The organism is Micromonospora sp. NPDC048839, assembly GCF_040649915.1.
In the GTDB taxonomy this organism is placed as follows: Bacteria; Actinomycetota; Actinomycetes; order Mycobacteriales; family Micromonosporaceae; genus Micromonospora.
Window position 1 is genome coordinate 303,733 of sequence record NZ_JBEZGL010000003.1, and the last position, 15,492, is coordinate 319,224.

Here is a 15,492-nt window from a genome sequence, read left to right on the forward strand (position 1 = left end):
CCAATGGTCGCGGGTCAGAGCGTGAGCTGCCAGTCGGTCCAGGAGTCCACCGGGCGGAAACCCAACTGCTCGTTGATCGCCACCATGTAGCCGTTGCTGGCCGCGTTCCAGGTGTCGATCACCCGGACCGCCGGCTCGTGGGTCAGCAGGTGGTGCAGGTTCTCGGCCTTGGCGATGAGGCCGAGCCGGTGCCCACGGTGGGCCGGGTCGACGATGGTGATCTGCTGGTACGCGTGCCAGTCGGCGGAGGCGCCCACGTCCAGCAGGGTCCAGGCGACCAGCCGACCGGTCGCCTCGTGGCGCATCCCGAGGTGGTAGCGCCGCCGGCCCCGGGCGACCAACGCCCGCTCGTTGCCGCGGATGCGCTCGGCGTCCACCTGCTCCGGCTCCCACTGCACGTCACCCATGGGCGCGTCCATCAACAGCCGGCCGTCGAGGTAGGCGATGTCCGCGACGTACTCCTGCGGGGTCGCTCCCTGCCAGCAGACCGACCGGTAGCCCTCGGCCCGCGGTTGGGCCTCGGCCAGCGCCGCCCGCAGCGCGATCCGGTCGATCTCGTCGACAACGAGCCGGCGGCGCACCTCGGCGAGGGCGGGCTGGGCACCGGTGGCGGCAGCGAACGCGTCGCCCGCCCCGCTTCGGGCCGGCCCGCCGGGCAGTGCGGAGACGGCCATCGCGACCATCCGCTTGCGGCCGCGCTCGCGGAGCAGGCGCACCCCGTACTCGTGCAGCGCCCGACCGACGCCGTGCCGCCGCAGCTCGGGATGCACGGTCAGCTCCGCGATGGCGTTGTCGGTGTTGTCGAGGTAGGGCAGGTCCAGTTGGAGGTGACCGGCCGGCACCCCGTCGAGCCGGGCCAGCGCCCAGAGCGACTCGAAACCGGGCATCGGCGTGTGGAAGATCGCGTCGAAGCGGCGCCGGCAGAAGGGTGGAAGGTCCGGCAGATCGGCGTCGTTGGCCGCCGCGCCGATCCGGTACGCCTCGTCGACGGCGGCTCGGTCGGTGCCGTCGAACGACGTGATCGTGATGCTCATGCCGCTGAGCGTGCGCCCCGGGAAAGCGATCGGGCCAGCGAATTAATCGCTGGCCCGATCGAACGTGGTCGGGAGGGACACTCGCACAACGCCTCCGGCGTTGGGTCGCAAGAACTTCAAAAGTCTTCGGCGAAATGCCCTCCCGCACGGAGCATCTTGCGCCGTCCGGTTCCTGCCGTCAAGTCCGCAGCGGCGGGTTTTCCACACTCACAGCGAAATCTCAGTCACAGAGTGATCCACTCGGGTTTCCTGAGAACGGGGTGTCCGGGCCGGGCGGACACCGCGTCTTCCGGGAACCCGAGTGGATCAATCCCGACCGACCGACAGCGGCCGGCGAGCAGCCACGGCCCGGCCCGCGAACGGGTGGCGGGTGGGGTCAGCCGAGGAGGCCGGCGTCGCGGGCGGCGCGCATCGAGGGCTTGATGTGATGGGTCGGGCCGACCTCGCCGGCCACCGCGTCGACGGTCTTCAGACCCTCGCCGGTGTTGAACACGACGGTCTCCGCGGTCGGATCGAGCCGACCGGATTCGACGAGCTTGCGGAGCACCGCCACGGTCACCCCGCCCGCGGTTTCGGCGAAGACGCCCGTGGTGCGGGCCAGATCGCGGATGCCGGCGCGGATCTCGTCGTCGTCGGCGTACTCCATCCAGCCGCCGGTGCGGCGGACCGCCTCCAGGGCGTAGACGCCGGCGGCCGGGTCGCCGATGTTGAGCGACTTGGCGATGCCGGTGGGCTTGACCGGGATGATCGTGTCGGTGTCCGCGTGCAGCGCGGTGGCGATCGGGTTGCAACCGGCGGACTGGGCGCCGAAGACCTTCCAGCCGCCGGCCGGCGCCTCGACCAGGCCGATCTCCACCAGCTCGGAGAACGCCTTGTCGATCTTGGTGAGCAGCTCGCCGCTGGCCATCGGGATGACCACCTGCGCCGGGATGCGCCAGCCGAGCTGCTCGGCCACCTCGTAGCCGAGGGTCTTGGAGCCCTCCGCGTAGTACGGCCGGACGTTCACGTTGACGAACGCGGTGTCCTCGAACTCGTCGGTCTCCACCAACTCGCCGCAGAGCCGGTTGACGTCGTCGTACGAGCCGTCGATCGCGACCAGCTCGCCGCCGTAGACGGCGGTGGTGATGACCTTGCCCTGCTCGAGGTCACTGGGGATGAAGACCACCGAGGGCACCCCGGCACGGGCGGCGTGCGCGGCCACCGAGTTGGCCAGGTTGCCGGTCGACGCACAGGCGAACCGGGTGAAGCCGAGCGCCTTCGCGGCGGTGAGCGCCACCGAGACGACCCGGTCCTTGAACGAGTGGGTCGGGTTGGCGCTGTCGTCCTTGACCCACAGCGGCGCGCTGATGCCCAGCTCTGCGGCGAGGTGCGGGGCCGCCACCAGCGGGGTCAGCCCCGGGTCGAGGGTGACCCGACTGGCCGGGTCCTGACCGGCGGGGAGCAGCGCGGCGTAGCGCCAGATGTTCTCCGGGCCGGCCTCGATCTGCTCGCGGGTGACGGTGGCCAGGGCGGCGGGGTCGTAGTCGACTTCGAGAGGGCCGAAACACTCGTAGCAGGCGTGCTGGGCGACGAGCGGGTAACTGGCCGAGCAGGCCCGACAGACCAGGGCGCGGGCAGGGCTGGCGGAGGTGTCGATGCCGGAGGCGGCGAGCGTCGACGTCATGTCGAGGGTCCTCTCATCTTTCCCCACATCGCACCCTGCGGCGGGGACGGAATTGGCACCTGCCCCGCGGGTCGCTCAGCGGTGAGCGCGCAGGGTGGTTGCCGGGGCGTCGTCGGGCCGTATCCCTCAGCCCCTCTGGATGAGGTATGCAGTTGTGCCGTCGAGTCTAGGCAACTATGTCCGTGGCCTCTACCGCGGATCCCACGCTGTGAGCCGAACAACTCAGTGAGTTACCGGCGGCGACGCTTCCCGAGGTAGATCGCCACGGCACCGAAGGCGGCCAGCACGGCCACCAGAGTCCAGCCGGCGATCAGGATGTCGCTGCCGGTGGGCCGACTGCTGGGCCTGGGGGCGCCGGCAGGTGGGTCAGCGGGCGCTCACCGCGACCGGGTCGACCACGGCGATCTGATCCGTGGTCGCGGTCGGCTGCGGCGGCGACGAGGGCCGGATCCGAGACCGGGTGGCGAGGTTCGCGGCGACCAGAGCGCCGATCGTGATGGCGGCCCCGACCAGCTCGATGGGCTCCGGGCGGTAGCCGCGGGCGATCTGCACCGCGAAGGTGGTGACCGGGACCAGGTTCATGTACAGCGCCGCGTTGGCGGCGCCGAGCCGCTGCACACCGGTGTTCCAGGCCAGGACCGCGATCACCGCGCCGACGACCACGGCGTACGCCAACTGTGGGGTGACCGCCGCGAGGTCGGCGGCGGCCGGCGCGTGCTGCCAGCCGACGGCGTCCGCGCCGATGCTCGTGACCAGCATGGCCGCCGTGCCGGCGAGCGCCGTCAGGGTGGTGAAGCGCAGCGGGGACCAGTCGCCGAACCGGCTGGCACCGTGCGTGTAGATGCCCCAGCCGAGGACCGCGCCGATCATCATCAGCCCACCGAGACCGAACTGGCCGAGCCCGGCCAGGCTCCCGCGGGTGATCACCAGGCCGACTCCGAGGAGCGCCACCAGGGAGAGGGCCAGCAGGAGCGGCTTCGGCCGTACGCCGTCGCGCGCCCAGCGGACCAACTGGGTGATCAACGGGGTGGTGGCCACGAACAGAGCGATCTGCTGCGGGGCGGCGTGTTCGAGCGCCAGGTTGGTGAGCACGTTGAAGCCGGCGAAGCCGACCACGCCGAGCAGCACGATCTCGCCGGTACGGCCGCCGTGCCGCAGTGCGCCGGAACCTTCGCGGAGCAGCAGGATCGCGACCAGGATGGCGCTGGCGAGCAGGTAGCGGGCGGTGGTGAGGTTGAGCGGGTCGACCCGGGTCAGCGCACTGGCCAGGACCGGGAACATCACGCCCCAACCGAGCACGGCGAGCAGCGGGTAGGCGGCGGCACGGGGTCGCATCGTCAGCTCCAATGTTCGAGTATCGTCGAACCAACGACACCGACCATAGGGCGTTGTTCGAGAGTTGTCGAACAAGGGTTACACTGGTCACATGGAGCCGCACGAACCCGACCTGACCGACGTACCGGTCACCACCGTGCTGGCCGCACTCGCCGACGACGTGCGGCTACAGATCGTGCGAGCGCTTGTCGAGAATGGCGAGGCGGCCTGCGGCAGCTTCGACTTCGGCGTCTCCAAGGCGACCCGCAGCCACCACCTCAAGGTGCTGCGCGAGGCCGGCCTGACCCGCACCCGGGCCGCCGGCACCAGCCGCCTGGTCCGGCTCCGCCGCGACGAGCTGGACCGCCTCTACCCGGGCCTCCTGGACGCGGTGCTCAGCACGCGCACCTCGGCCTGACGGACAAGCGGTGCGTGCACTGGGTACAGCATCACCAAACGGTCAGTGTCGGTACGGGTGAGACACGCTCGGATGGAGAAAACTGCTGTGCATGGGGAGCCAGTGGCCATCGTTGAAGGCGAGAGCCTTGTTGAGATTGCTCATGGGCGAGCTCGGCTACCGGGTCGAACGGCAGTCCGGCTCTCACCGCCGCCTCGTTGCCAACGGCCGCCCGCCGATCACCTTTGCCTTCCACGACAAGTCCACGGTCTCGCCACGCGCGGTCGGCGTCATACTGGTACAACAGGTCGGGCTCACCCCCGAGGAAGCCAGGGAGGTGCTGAAGAGTGCGTGAAAACGTCATCGATCTGATCGTGATCAGCCCGAACACGGATGACGAGGACTGGACCTTCCACAGCCCTCAGATAACGGGGCTGGTGGGCGGGCGCAGCAGCCTGCTTCAACTGCGCGCAGACCTGCCGGAAATCCTCCGCTTCGCCGATGTCCCACTGCCAGCACAGATTCGTTTCCACGTGGAGGACGTGTACGACTCGGATGGCACGAGTTACATCATCCGCCAGAGTCAGGACGGGCACCGGGCTGAGCGTTCTGCCACCGCACAGCGCCTACGTGCTGCTCTCACCGTGGCGGAGCAGCGGGAGCAGTTGCTTTCGTCGCCGCGCACCAGGACGGGCGAGGTCCTTTTCATCGCTGCGGTGCCCTCGGACACACTGCACGACATCTCCGCTCAGCTTCATCCCTCCGGCGACGCGGCGGTGGTGGTCTGCAACGTAGCTGACGAGCTGCTCTGGTCGTTCCATCTCACCAACGCCGAGGATCTCGATGCTGCCGCCAGACCGCTGAGGGACCTCGGGCTCTCAGGCGGAACGACGATCGCGGAGGTCATGCGCCAACGCCCCGTGGGCTCGCCGGCACCGGCCTTGCTGGCCAGCTGAACGGCCAATGGTCGGCAGCGCATCGAGTCCGCGAGATTTTCAGCCCCGCAACCCGGACCGGGCGCGTCGCCGGAGCCGCCTCGTCGAGGCTCCGGCGAAGCGCGGTACGGGTGCGGTCAGATGACCATCGAGCTGGGCTCGGTCGCCGGCACCGCAGGCGCGGGGCGGACGTCGCGGCCACGGGCGAGCAGCGCGTCGAGCGCCCAGGAACCCGGGCCGAGGGCCGCGACCAGCAGGAACGACCAGCAGAAGAGCGCCGACAGCTCACCACCGTTGTGCAACGGCAGCAGATCGTCCGGCTGGTGCACAACGAAGTAGGCGTATGCCATCGAGCCGGATGCGAGGAGTGCGGCGGGCCGGGTGAAGAGCCCGGCCAGCACCAGTACGCCGCACACCAGTTGAATCAGTGCGGCCCACCAGCCCGGCCAGGTGCCGAGGGGTATCGCCGTACCGGTCATCGGGTTGCCGCCGAACAACCCGAAGACCGAGGTCAGGCCGTGCAACGTGAACAGCAGGCCGATCACGATGCGGAACAGGGACAGGGTCGGCCCGCCGAGCCGAGAAGCGTTCATCGGTACCTCCATCGAAGGATTCGGATCTCTTCAATGTGAGGCATGAAACTATCGAAGCTTATAAATTCCTTGCTAGTGGGAAAGTCCCCGGTCGGAATGTACCGGTGTCCACAGCCCCGCGTCGAGCACCCACAGCACCCAAGGCGCGTCGCCAGAGCTCCTGACCTGCGACTACGCCCGAATTTCGGCCGAATAGCCGGATGTGGGCGCGCTCCCATACTGTGGGTACGTACCGCCTGTCGAGCTGCCCCAGATACGGGGCAGACACCGGCTTCCACTCCCTTAGATCGCCTACTGACGCACAGGGACACTCGGGCCGGTCGAGGCGTCCGGCCGAACCTAGGTGAGACCTCGTCCGGTCACGCGACCTCGCTCGCCGAGATGGCGTTGTGCTTGATCGAGCGCAGGATCGAGACCATGCGATCGGCGTCGTCGTTGGAGAACAGCGCCTCCGGGCCGCGCGGGGCGAGACCGTTGAACGGAGACTCGTAGAGACGCGCCGGCTCCATGACGCCGTTCATCGTCAGGTCGTTGATGATCAGGTTGATGAAGTCGAGTTGGGCGCCGTTGAGCGTCCGGTCGGTCAGGAACTCGCTGAACGCCTCCTGAGCCGCCGCCCGGTCCAGCCCAACCAGGGTGCGGATGAACAGGCCCAGGCCCTCGGAGGCGCGCCGGGCCTGGTCGATGTCCTGCTTGTCACCGACACCACTCTCGCCGAGCATCCGCTCCAACTCGGCGAGATCTGTGCCGGAGAGCTGCCGGTTTCGGCGCAACTTCTGCACCGCGACGTGGTCCTCGTGCGTACGCAGGTAGACGCGCATCTTTTCGCGGAATCGGTCCAGATCCGTGCCGACGGTCACCCCAGCGAATCGCATCTCGACGATCTGGTCGATCTCGTCGGCGAAGTTGGTGTAGACCACGGCCCGTCGGGCCTTGGGCACCAATCGGACCAAGCCACGGATCCGCCGCCGGGCCAGCTCCAGCATCGGTAGGGTGACGTCCTGCCACCACTCGTCGCCGGCCACCTCCTCTAGGAGTTGCTCCTGGGCTCGGATCACCGGAATGGTGGTCTGCTCCAGCAAAACCGAAGCGATCTCCTGCACCTCGGTACGGTGCCGGTTATACCGGCTGCTGGGCGTGAGCAGGCCAAGCTGCAATCGCAGGATCAGCAGGTCGAACCGCTTGGCTTCCTCGGCGTCGTCACGCACCTCGCTGGGCAGACCGGCCAGCCCGGCAGCGAGTTCCGCCGAGGCTTCCGGGGAGAGCCGGTGCCAGTTTTCGAACTCGACGAAGTGTTGGACCCAACGGCGGTGCGGGCGTACCACGATGTTGTCCAGGCGCATGCCGCTAACCCTGTTGTGCAGATCGCGGGCGGTGTCCCAGCGCAGGCCGGCGATGCTGCGCGTACCGTCGGTGGCGTTGCTGTCGGTGGCATCTGCGGCCTGGCGCTGGTCGAGCTGGTTGATCAACTCGACCTTGGCCTTGAACAGTCGCTCGGTGAGTGACGGGCTGAGCGAGCCCTCGGTGGTGGGTGGGTTCTGGCCGAAGTACTCGAAGTTGCCGCAGAAGTCGAAGACGAAGAAGTCCTTCTTGTTGACCCCCGGAGCGAACAGGTCGGGCCGCAGGCGGGTGCCCCGGCCGAGCATCTGCGCGAACTTGGTCTTGGACCGCACGATCTTAAAGAAAACCAGGTTGACGACGTCGGGCACATCGATGCCGGTGTCCAGCATGTCGACGGAGATGGCGATGTGCGGCTGTCGCTCCGTGATGGAGAACGAGTCGATAAGGCCCTGGGCGCCCTCGATCCGGTGGGTGATGATCCGGGCGAAATCACCGCGGTAGTGCGGGTAGTTTGCGTCGAACCGCTCAGCGATCACCTGCGCATGGCGGTTGTTCTTGGCGAAGATGATCGTCTTGCCGATCCGGTCGCCCCCGGCGACCCGATGGCCACGGGTCATCAGGAATTCAAGCGCCTTATCAATCGTGTCGCTGTTGAAGAACCAGGTGTTGACCGCCTCGGGGGCGACTTCGTCGGGGATGTCGCCGTCGTCGCCCCACTCCAGCGCGTCCCACTCGTCCTTCTGCTCCTGGGTCAACTCGTTGTAGCGCAGGCCGGAGCGCTGAATCCGCAGATCGACCGCGACGGCACGCGGTGGCACAAGGTACTTCTCCGCAACGGCCTCTTCGAGGGTGTAGGCGTCGGTGGGAACGCCGTCCTCCAGATCGAACAGGCCGTAGGTGTTGCGGTCGACCTCATCCTTGGGAGTGGCGGTCAGCCCGACGAGGAGCGAGTCGAAGTAGGAGAAGATCGTCCGGTACTTCTGGTAGACCGACCGGTGGGCCTCGTCGACGACGACCAGGTCGAAGTAGCCCGGCCCGAACCGGCGTAGGTCGCCGTCGGTCTGGTTGATCAGGCCCAGCATGGTCGGGTACGTCGACACGTACACCCGGCCCTCACCCACCTTGTCGCCCGTGAGGTTGACGGTGACCACGTCGGGCAAGTGCTCGGTGAAAGCCGCCGCCGCCTGCTTGACCAGCGCGAGGCGGTCGGCCAGGAAGAGCACCCGCTTGACCCAGTTGGCCTTCATCAGCAGCTCGACCAGGGCGATGACGGTCCGGGTCTTGCCCGCCCCGGTGGCCATCACCACAAGCGCCTTACGCTGGTGGTCGACCTCGAAGGACTGCGAGATCAGCCGGATGGCCCGCTGCTGGTAGTGCCGCTCGACGATGTCGCTGTTGATGGTCAGGTCGGCGAGCCGTTGGCGACTGGTCCGACGATGCACCAGCAACTGCAGCTCGTCCTTGGTGTAGAAACCCTGCACCGGCCGAGGCGGATACTGGGCGTCGTCCCAGAGGGCAATCTCGTACCCGTTGGTGTAGAAGATGACCGGGCGCTGCCCATAGGCCGCCTCCAACGCGTCGGCATAGAGCTTCGCCTGCTGCTGACCGCTGATCGCATCCCGCCGCGCCCGCTTGGCCTCGACCACGGCCAGGGGCTTGTCATCGTCGCCCCACAGCACGTAATCCACCCGACCGTTGCCGGAACCGTGCGGCAGTCCGGTGACCGGGAACTCGCGGTCCCGCTCCTGGTCCAGCCGCCAGCCGGCCTCGCCGAGCAGCAGGTCGATGAAACGGTCGCGAGTCTCCTGCTCGTTGTAGTCGTGGTCGTCCGGCCGGGCCGCGTTGGCGGCCTTCGCCGCCGCTATCTGCTCGCGCAGGGCGGCGATCTGGGCGTCCAGGCTGGCGTTCTTGCCCTCCGCCTCGGCCAACTTCGCGTCACGGGCCGCGAGCTGCGCGTCCAGCGCCTGGACCTCCGCCCGGCTCTGCGCCCGCACGTCCGCCGGGCGCGGCACGAGAGCCGGGTTAAAGGCAAGAGCGCTCGGGGGTACGGCGGCAGGGTCGCGGGTGTAGTGGCGAGCAATCCAGTACGTCAGTTCGAACAGCTCACCGACCACCGACGCCGCATCTCGAGCGGCTACGTTGCCCCGCTCATGTACGGCCTTGTTCCCCTGTAGGCGAATAACCTGCATCTTCGCGATGATCGCCGGCCCGATCACGTGCTTGAACTTCTCATCGGCGATCATCGCCGAAAGCGACCCCTTGTATGGCTTGGTGATGGCGGGGTCGAAGCGGTAGAGCCACCGCACTGCGTGTTCCAGACAGCGACGAGCGTAGAAGCAGGCGGTACGCGGATTGACCGCGGCGTTCAGCTCCGCCTGCTCGGCCTCAGCGAACAGCTCAGGCCACTCGGCGCGCAGAAACACGAAGTTGCTCATCGACGAAGATCCTCCCGGCGCGTGGACAGCCCTCGATCATCACACATCAAAGCTCCCCGCGAAAGGCCTTATCCTGAAGCGACGCGAACAGGTTGTTCAACTCGCCTAGGTGCGTACGGTATGCCACCTTCAGCCGATCGAGACGAGCAATTCGATTAGCGAACTCCTCTTGAAGCTCCATCGGTGGGATCGGCACCGGGATCGATCCAAGACTCTCGACATTAAGATTATATTGCCCGGCCGATGTTTTGCATCGCTCGCGTAGAGCCATCCGACCTGCCGAGCTCCGCATATACTCTTGGATAAAAATCGGATGCGCAGTCTCGCGGCGAAGTCGCGCTCTAATCAAGTAAGAGGCGTATATATATTCGTCGGCCCGGAAACCTGCCGGACGAACTAGGCCCTCCTCGAATACCGCACAACGCCCCACATAGTTGGGATTGCCATTCGTCCGAACGAAAAGTAGATCGCCGTTTACAAGTTTCAGGCGATCAAATTCTTTCGGGAGTACCGACACTAGCTTCAAATCCGTTAGATCGAGTGAACCGCCAACCACATTAGGTATGCGGAGGGCTGGCCGCCCCTCCGCACCAGACTTATTCGACGTGCCGTAACGGAACTCCATAACGATGCTGCCAAGCCGGTCTATACGCCAGCCGTTAGGGTTCGATCGCGGATCACCGAACACGTCCGAGAAAATTGACGCAGCAAGACTATTAAGACCATCGAGGGCACTCACCCTCTTGGAGCGCAGCTCACCCACAAGATCCAGTACCGCCGCAACTTCCCGCTGCTTACTAACTTCAGGTAGCGGGAGCTCCAGTCCTGCAATAAATGCCTCGGGAACACGACGCTGCCCCCCGCTCCCGGTCATTCTCCTTATACCCAATTGCCGAATAACCGGTCGGCGCAGAAAGTGAAGGAGATACCGGTCGTCAAGTCGATCTGGATCAGGTCTGATGACATGAAACTCGGTCGAACCGGCACCGACCTGATGATCCACTGACGCCTGGGCTATTTTCCCATTTTCGAAACACGGAGTAATCTTCGCAAGAAGCAGGTCACCATTCTCGAAGAGAGTGTACCCCTTCCGAACCTCACCAAAAATTCTTGATTCGCAAGACACGGTGGCCGTTTCAGCGCTTACGCCCGCCATGGGAACGAAAGAAACTAGCTCCTCTACATCAGGGCGTTTTGTCACCCCCGGGTTGATAAGGGCCACCTCGGTGAGCCTAACGAACTTCGACAAGTTCATCCGAGCATCACCTTCAGGTCGGACACACCCTGATGAATCTCAGACTCGAGGCGTTCGAGGTCCGCAATAATCTCCAATGGCGGACGGTACTCGACATCCTCATGTACTACTTCTTTGTAGCGATTAAGACTGAGGTCATAGCCCTGGGCGATAATCTCGTCTTTGTGCACACAGAAACTCTGATCGGTCCGCCCTCGCTCTAGCTCGACACTGCTGCGTTGCGCCCAACGCGCCAGCACGTCAGGCAAGTTGTTCTTGTCATGGTCGGCTTCAGTGAAACTAGCCGATGGCATCGCGCCAAGTTTTACGTCAGGCAGCAGCGCAGTCCGCTTGTCATCCAAGCTCCAGCCATCGGCGGTGACCTCGTAAAACCACACATTATCTGTGCCGCCGCTATTAGTCTTCGTGAAGAATAGAATCGCGGCTGATACGTTTGTGTACGGCCTGAATACTCCGCTCGGCAGCTTGACCACGGCTTCGAGTTTGTGATCATCAACAATCATTCGACGAATTTCCTTGTGCGCCTTACTCGACCCAAAGAGCACCCCGTCCGGCACGATTACCGCCGCCTGGCCGCCCGGCTTCAGTAGCCGCAAAAACAGCACCAAGAAGAGTAGTTCGGTCTTCTTGGTCCTGACGACCTGTGTCAGATCCATCGCAGTGCTGTCGTAGTCGATGCTACCGGCGAAAGGTGGGTTGGCCAGAATGACCGAGTACTTTTCGGCCTCGTCGGCGACGCTCTGCGCAAGGGAGTCACGGTACTCAATGACTGGGTTCTCCACACCGTGCAGCAGCATGTTCATGCTGCCCACTCGCAGCATCGTGCTATCGAAGTCGAAGCCATGAAACATGTCGCGGTGGAAATGCCGGTCGCGCTTGGCATCGTGGAAGAGGTCGGAGTGCTCGCGGCGCACATACTCGCTAGCCTCCATGAGGAAGCCGGCGCTACCGCACGCCGGATCGCAGATGACGTCATCGGGACCGGGCGCGACCATCTCCACCATCAGCCGGATGATGTGTCGGGGCGTGCGGAACTGTCCGTTGTGGCCGGCCGTCGCAATCTTGCTGAGCAGATATTCGTACAGGTCGCCCTTGGTGTCCCGGTCTTCCATCGGCACGTCGTTGAGCATGTCGACTACCCGGGACAGCAACGCCGGATTAGGGATGGTGAAACGGGCATCCTTCATATGGGTGGCGTAAGTCGAGCCGTCGCCACCGAGCGTGCGCAGAAACGGAAAGACGTGCTCTCCGACCGTCTCGTACATCTCGCGCGGCTCGGCGTCCTTGAAGCGCGACCAACGCAGCTTCCCGTACGGCTTGCCCTTGGGGTCGTTGCCCTCGGGGTAAATCGATCGCTGTATCGGCTGGCCGGTGCGGTTGGCCTTGCGCTCTGCCAGTGTGTGCAGCTCGTCCAGCCGCCGAATGAACAGCAGATAGGTAATCTGCTCGATCACTTCGAGCGGGTTCGAGATGCCGCCTGACCAGAAGGCGTCCCAGATCCGATCGATCCTGCTCTTCAGCTCACCAGTAATCACGAAACGTCGTCCCCCAGCGTGTATGCGTCCGTCCGAACCGGTAAGGCTACGACGCCGGCAGGCGTGGAGGGAACCCGCAGACGCGACGTCAGCAGCAATGTCAACTTGCCGACTCGATCTGACGCGCGGGACTGCGGCAGCGCAAGGATGTCGGATAGTGTCCGGCCCGACACGGGGCGCGAGATCGCTTCGCATCGAGGCTGGGGGCACGGATGGCGAGCATCGAGGAAGTCAAGGCTGCACTCGCGCAGGCTGCGGAGCAGGGCAACGCCACCCAACAGCAGATCCGCGCGACTGTCGAGGCTACTGAGCAGACCCTGGTGCGACTGCGAGCTGTGGCTGCCGGAACCGGGCACCCGATGCTCGCCGAGGCGATCTCCCGAGCTGAGCAGAGCAAGCAACGCCTCGTGGAGGCGATGGCCCTGCTCCAGGGCAGCTCACAGGCCGCCCGCAACTACATGAATGTCCTCGGCTGAACGACGGTTGCAATGCTGCGGCATCTCCGCCCGATTGCCTGTGCCGATCGCGCACGGTGTGCGGCCTCCGCCGCAGGTCCTCGTCAGTCTCGCGAGGCGAGGTCGGCTGCCTCTGAGAGCAGGGCCTCTAGCTCGGCGTCTGCAAGATCTTCGTCAGTGAAGACCTTCTGGACCGTCGCGGCCTGGACCCGCCCGATCATCTCCTGGCTGACGGCGTAGTCAAGCGAGGGGTCGATGGTCGAGAGGATCAACGATTCAGCGTCGTCGGCGCGGATTTCAGGTCCACCCTCGTACTCGGCCCGCAGGTCGGCGACAAACTTGATCACTCCGGCCCGGTCTGCGGTCTCGCCAAATCGCCGGTCGACCGCCACGAAGAACAGCGCGGCAAGGAACCTGGGGAAGCCGTCCCAGCCCTCGGCATCGAGGCGGGCCCCGACGGACTCGTTGGCAGCGTAGTCACTCCGGATCATCGTCCGGATGTACTCGATCAGGTCAGGCTTGATCATCGCTGTCCCGTCTCCTCGTGCGTCGAGTGTGGCCATAGTTCCACATCGCTTTGGCGATCACCGCCAAGGCACCCGCCGCCATCACCACCGCCGTCACGGGGTTGTCGATTTGGGGAGACTCTTGAGCTGGTTCGTGCGAGGCGGTGCCCGTGCTTGATCCGCCGCGATTGTCCTGCCTGAGGAACTTGTAGAACTGGTTCGCGCCGCTTTCACTGCTCTTCAGGGCGTCTTCGGTGTCGTCCGCCTTCTGGACCTGCCGTCGCCACAGGATGTCGGCTTTGCTGCCGCGGGCTTCCGCCTCGGTGACCAGACGCTCCCCCGAGGGCGCGGACGCGTCGACGGACGGGTCAATTGGTGCGGCCCCGGGGGCGATGACGTTCACGTAGGCGCTGATGTGCCGGGCGGCATCCGCCAACAGTCGCGCGTAACGACCCGCCTTGTCTCTGGCGACTTCGGCATCTGCGGCAGCAGCCGCCAGCAGTTGATTGTTGCCACCCCGGCGGACCTCGGCTAGATGCGCAAGCGCCTGTTCGGCGTCTGCCTGCGCACGAGATGCGGTCACAGCAGCGCTGTCGAGGTTTGCTCGTATCGCTACGAGGTGCGCAACCACCTCGCCAACGCTGGTCATCCGAGCTGGGAGCGGTAGTCGCCCACCTTCTCGGCAACGGCATCGAAGCGGCGGCGGGTCGGTTCGACCTCAGATTGGGCGGACCTGAGCGCGCTTTGAGTGCGGGTCGCCTCGGCATGCTGGCTGCCTCGGAGGACTCGGGCAGCTTCACCGGTCGCTGATTCGGCCTGAGCAATCGCCCGATCGAGGGTTCGGCGGCCCTGGCGGGCCGACTCGATGGCGGCATTGAGGGTCGCCTTCAGCTCGGCGATGCTCATCCGGCCACCCGTCCTCCGTCGAAGTACACGGAGTGACGGTAGCGAGTATCGATGATTATCGCAGTCCCGCACCGGACGACGCTATTCAGCCACGAAGACCCCGAGCCCTTGGTGGCCATACAACTCGCCGGTTTCGATCAGGATCGTGATGGCCTGCCGGACGGTCGACTGGCTGCCCACGTCGTAGAGGTCCGCCAGCTCCTTGGTCGAGGGCAGCTTGTGGCCGGGCGGCCACTCGCCGTCGGCGATGCGCCTTCTGATGTCGGCGATGATCCGCCGGTAGTGCGGCTCGAACTTCCGCGGTGAGGGCATGCGAGGTACTCCCAGCTAGGCATGCCCATCTGATCACGACAACAGGAGCCACCTCAAGCGCATCGTTGACTTTACCGGCATTACCGGTAAAGCTGTGGAGAGGACCTTCCAGCTAGGCACTGGGCGGTTCCCCCTGCTGGGGCAGCGCACATGGTGGCTCAGATGTCCCCCATCTGGGCTGGTTGCCGCGCTGCCCCGGCACCCCACCAACCCACGAGGAGGCCGACATGACGGTGTCCGAGGCGAGCGCCGCCTGGGAGGTCGGGCAGGTGGCCGGTGAGTTGCGCGAGACCTACCTCGCCGTGGCCGCCGCGACCGTCCTGCTGGAGCGGACCAGCGCGGGCTGCGCCCACCCGGCGATCCGCCAGGCCCGGCGGCGCGGGGACGACGCGCTCGACCTGGCCGCCGAGGCGGAGCGCCAGCTCACCGATGGCGTACGCCGACTGCACACCGACGCGGGCCAGCCCAGCATCGGTGATCTGGTCGAGGTGTTGCACACCGCCCGCGACCAGTTGGGTGCCACCGCGGAGCGGGTCGCGCGCTTCCCCGCGCGGATCAGCGCCGCCGGCCGGCAGCTCGTCGACGCCGGCCAGCCCGACCCGGTGACCGAGGCGGCGAGCGGGCAGTGGACTCGGGCCGCCGAGCAGCTCGACCTGATGTCGGAGAGCCTCACCGCCGCCGTCGAGGCGCTGACCTCGTACACCGAGGGGTTGTCCGGACCGACCACCTGAAGCTGGCCCGGGGCGGGTGCCGGGCTCCGGCCGGCGGAGGTCCGGACAGTCGCCGGCCGACCCCGCCCGCCTCGGCGCCG

Annotated in this window: 16 protein-coding genes and 1 riboswitch; of the genes, 5 read left to right on the plus strand and 11 right to left on the minus strand. The window is 66.0% G+C overall.

What is annotated here, in order from left to right; translation table 11 throughout:
- Nucleotides 1–14: 14 nt before the first annotated feature.
- From AB0C25_RS07480 to AB0C25_RS07490, 3 genes are all read right to left on the minus strand, one after another.
- Nucleotides 15–1,034 carry a GNAT family N-acetyltransferase gene (locus AB0C25_RS07480; protein ID WP_357370567.1) on the minus strand — a complete coding sequence of 340 codons (1,020 nt, stop codon included), beginning with the start codon at nt 1,032–1,034 and terminating at the stop codon, nt 15–17.
- A gap of 376 nt (nt 1,035–1,410) precedes the next feature.
- Nucleotides 1,411–2,697 carry a threonine synthase gene (thrC, locus tag AB0C25_RS07485; protein ID WP_357370569.1) on the minus strand — a complete coding sequence of 429 codons (1,287 nt, stop codon included), beginning with the start codon at nt 2,695–2,697 and terminating at the stop codon, nt 1,411–1,413.
- A gap of 10 nt (nt 2,698–2,707) precedes the next feature.
- A riboswitch (SAM riboswitch) is annotated at nt 2,708–2,843 on the minus strand.
- 220 nt (nt 2,844–3,063) lie between these two features.
- Nucleotides 3,064–4,032, minus strand: coding sequence for a DMT family transporter (locus AB0C25_RS07490; protein WP_357370570.1), 969 nt, complete (start codon nt 4,030–4,032; stop codon nt 3,064–3,066).
- A 91-nt stretch (nt 4,033–4,123) separates the two neighbouring features.
- Between AB0C25_RS07490 and AB0C25_RS07495 the strand changes: the two genes are divergently transcribed.
- From AB0C25_RS07495 to AB0C25_RS07505, 3 genes are all read left to right on the plus strand, one after another.
- Nucleotides 4,124–4,429: a metalloregulator ArsR/SmtB family transcription factor gene (locus AB0C25_RS07495; protein ID WP_357370572.1), complete on the plus strand. Its 306-nt coding sequence runs from the start codon at nt 4,124–4,126 to the stop codon at nt 4,427–4,429.
- Nucleotides 4,430–4,571: 142 nt separating this feature from the next.
- Entirely contained in the window at nt 4,572–4,763 is a 192-nt protein-coding gene (locus AB0C25_RS07500) for a type II toxin-antitoxin system HicA family toxin (protein ID WP_357370574.1), read from the plus strand.
- Nucleotides 4,756–5,364, plus strand: a complete 609-nt coding sequence (locus tag AB0C25_RS07505) for a hypothetical protein (RefSeq protein WP_357370576.1) — start codon at nt 4,756–4,758, stop codon at nt 5,362–5,364. Before AB0C25_RS07500 ends, AB0C25_RS07505 begins: the two co-directional genes overlap by 8 nt.
- A gap of 116 nt (nt 5,365–5,480) precedes the next feature.
- Here AB0C25_RS07505 and AB0C25_RS07510 read toward each other — a convergent pair whose 3' ends face one another.
- The 4 genes from AB0C25_RS07510 to AB0C25_RS07525 form a co-directional block, all read right to left on the minus strand.
- Nucleotides 5,481–5,936 (minus strand): DoxX family protein, encoded by a 456-nt coding sequence (locus AB0C25_RS07510; protein WP_357370579.1) that lies wholly within the window; start codon nt 5,934–5,936, stop codon nt 5,481–5,483.
- A 359-nt stretch (nt 5,937–6,295) separates the two neighbouring features.
- Entirely contained in the window at nt 6,296–9,712 is a 3,417-nt protein-coding gene (locus AB0C25_RS07515; RefSeq protein WP_357370581.1) for a DEAD/DEAH box helicase family protein, read from the minus strand.
- 46 nt (nt 9,713–9,758) lie between these two features.
- Nucleotides 9,759–10,967, minus strand: coding sequence for a restriction endonuclease subunit S (locus AB0C25_RS07520; RefSeq protein ID WP_357370583.1), 1,209 nt, complete (start codon nt 10,965–10,967; stop codon nt 9,759–9,761).
- Nucleotides 10,964–12,502 (minus strand): class I SAM-dependent DNA methyltransferase, encoded by a 1,539-nt coding sequence (locus AB0C25_RS07525; RefSeq protein WP_357370585.1) that lies wholly within the window; start codon nt 12,500–12,502, stop codon nt 10,964–10,966. Before AB0C25_RS07525 ends, AB0C25_RS07520 begins: the two co-directional genes overlap by 4 nt.
- Nucleotides 12,503–12,714: 212 nt before the next feature.
- Here AB0C25_RS07525 and AB0C25_RS07530 point away from each other — a divergent pair, with 212 nt between their 5' ends.
- On the plus strand, nt 12,715–12,978 hold the full coding sequence (locus AB0C25_RS07530) for a hypothetical protein (RefSeq protein WP_357370587.1): 264 nt from the start codon (nt 12,715–12,717) through the stop codon (nt 12,976–12,978).
- 83 nt (nt 12,979–13,061) lie between these two features.
- On the opposite strand, the gene AB0C25_RS07535 is transcribed toward AB0C25_RS07530, so the two are convergent.
- From AB0C25_RS07535 to AB0C25_RS07550, 4 genes are all read right to left on the minus strand, one after another.
- Complete coding sequence (locus tag AB0C25_RS07535; RefSeq protein WP_357370589.1) at nt 13,062–13,484, minus strand: hypothetical protein; 423 nt, start codon at nt 13,482–13,484, stop codon at nt 13,062–13,064.
- Nucleotides 13,471–14,112, minus strand: a complete 642-nt coding sequence (locus AB0C25_RS07540; RefSeq protein ID WP_357370591.1) for a hypothetical protein — start codon at nt 14,110–14,112, stop codon at nt 13,471–13,473. Before AB0C25_RS07540 ends, AB0C25_RS07535 begins: the two co-directional genes overlap by 14 nt.
- Nucleotides 14,109–14,369 carry a hypothetical protein gene (locus AB0C25_RS07545; protein WP_357370593.1) on the minus strand — a complete coding sequence of 87 codons (261 nt, stop codon included), beginning with the start codon at nt 14,367–14,369 and terminating at the stop codon, nt 14,109–14,111. The genes AB0C25_RS07540 and AB0C25_RS07545 overlap by 4 nt, the downstream gene beginning before the upstream one ends.
- Before the next feature lie 81 nt (nt 14,370–14,450).
- On the minus strand, nt 14,451–14,681 hold the full coding sequence (locus AB0C25_RS07550) for a winged helix-turn-helix domain-containing protein (protein ID WP_357370595.1): 231 nt from the start codon (nt 14,679–14,681) through the stop codon (nt 14,451–14,453).
- 227 nt (nt 14,682–14,908) lie between these two features.
- Here AB0C25_RS07550 and AB0C25_RS07555 point away from each other — a divergent pair, with 227 nt between their 5' ends.
- Entirely contained in the window at nt 14,909–15,412 is a 504-nt protein-coding gene (locus AB0C25_RS07555) for a hypothetical protein (RefSeq protein WP_357370597.1), read from the plus strand.
- Nucleotides 15,413–15,492: the final 80 nt, after the last annotated feature.

Coding starts and splice junctions, on each gene's coding strand:
- thrC (WP_357370569.1), bottom strand. CDS start 2,697: ATGACGTCGACGCTCGCCGCCTCCGGCATCGACACCTCCGCCAGCCCT.
- AB0C25_RS07545 (WP_357370593.1), bottom strand. CDS start 14,369: ATGAGCATCGCCGAGCTGAAGGCGACCCTCAATGCCGCCATCGAGTCG.
- AB0C25_RS07530 (WP_357370587.1), top strand. CDS start 12,715: ATGGCGAGCATCGAGGAAGTCAAGGCTGCACTCGCGCAGGCTGCGGAG.
- AB0C25_RS07535 (WP_357370589.1), bottom strand. CDS start 13,484: ATGATCAAGCCTGACCTGATCGAGTACATCCGGACGATGATCCGGAGT.
- AB0C25_RS07510 (WP_357370579.1), bottom strand. CDS start 5,936: ATGAACGCTTCTCGGCTCGGCGGGCCGACCCTGTCCCTGTTCCGCATC.
- AB0C25_RS07515 (WP_357370581.1), bottom strand. CDS start 9,712: ATGAGCAACTTCGTGTTTCTGCGCGCCGAGTGGCCTGAGCTGTTCGCT.
- AB0C25_RS07495 (WP_357370572.1), top strand. CDS start 4,124: ATGGAGCCGCACGAACCCGACCTGACCGACGTACCGGTCACCACCGTG.
- AB0C25_RS07480 (WP_357370567.1), bottom strand. CDS start 1,034: ATGAGCATCACGATCACGTCGTTCGACGGCACCGACCGAGCCGCCGTC.
- AB0C25_RS07490 (WP_357370570.1), bottom strand. CDS start 4,032: ATGCGACCCCGTGCCGCCGCCTACCCGCTGCTCGCCGTGCTCGGTTGG.
- AB0C25_RS07555 (WP_357370597.1), top strand. CDS start 14,909: ATGACGGTGTCCGAGGCGAGCGCCGCCTGGGAGGTCGGGCAGGTGGCC.
- AB0C25_RS07520 (WP_357370583.1), bottom strand. CDS start 10,967: ATGAACTTGTCGAAGTTCGTTAGGCTCACCGAGGTGGCCCTTATCAAC.
- AB0C25_RS07500 (WP_357370574.1), top strand. CDS start 4,572: ATGGGCGAGCTCGGCTACCGGGTCGAACGGCAGTCCGGCTCTCACCGC.
- AB0C25_RS07540 (WP_357370591.1), bottom strand. CDS start 14,112: ATGACCAGCGTTGGCGAGGTGGTTGCGCACCTCGTAGCGATACGAGCA.
- AB0C25_RS07550 (WP_357370595.1), bottom strand. CDS start 14,681: ATGCCCTCACCGCGGAAGTTCGAGCCGCACTACCGGCGGATCATCGCC.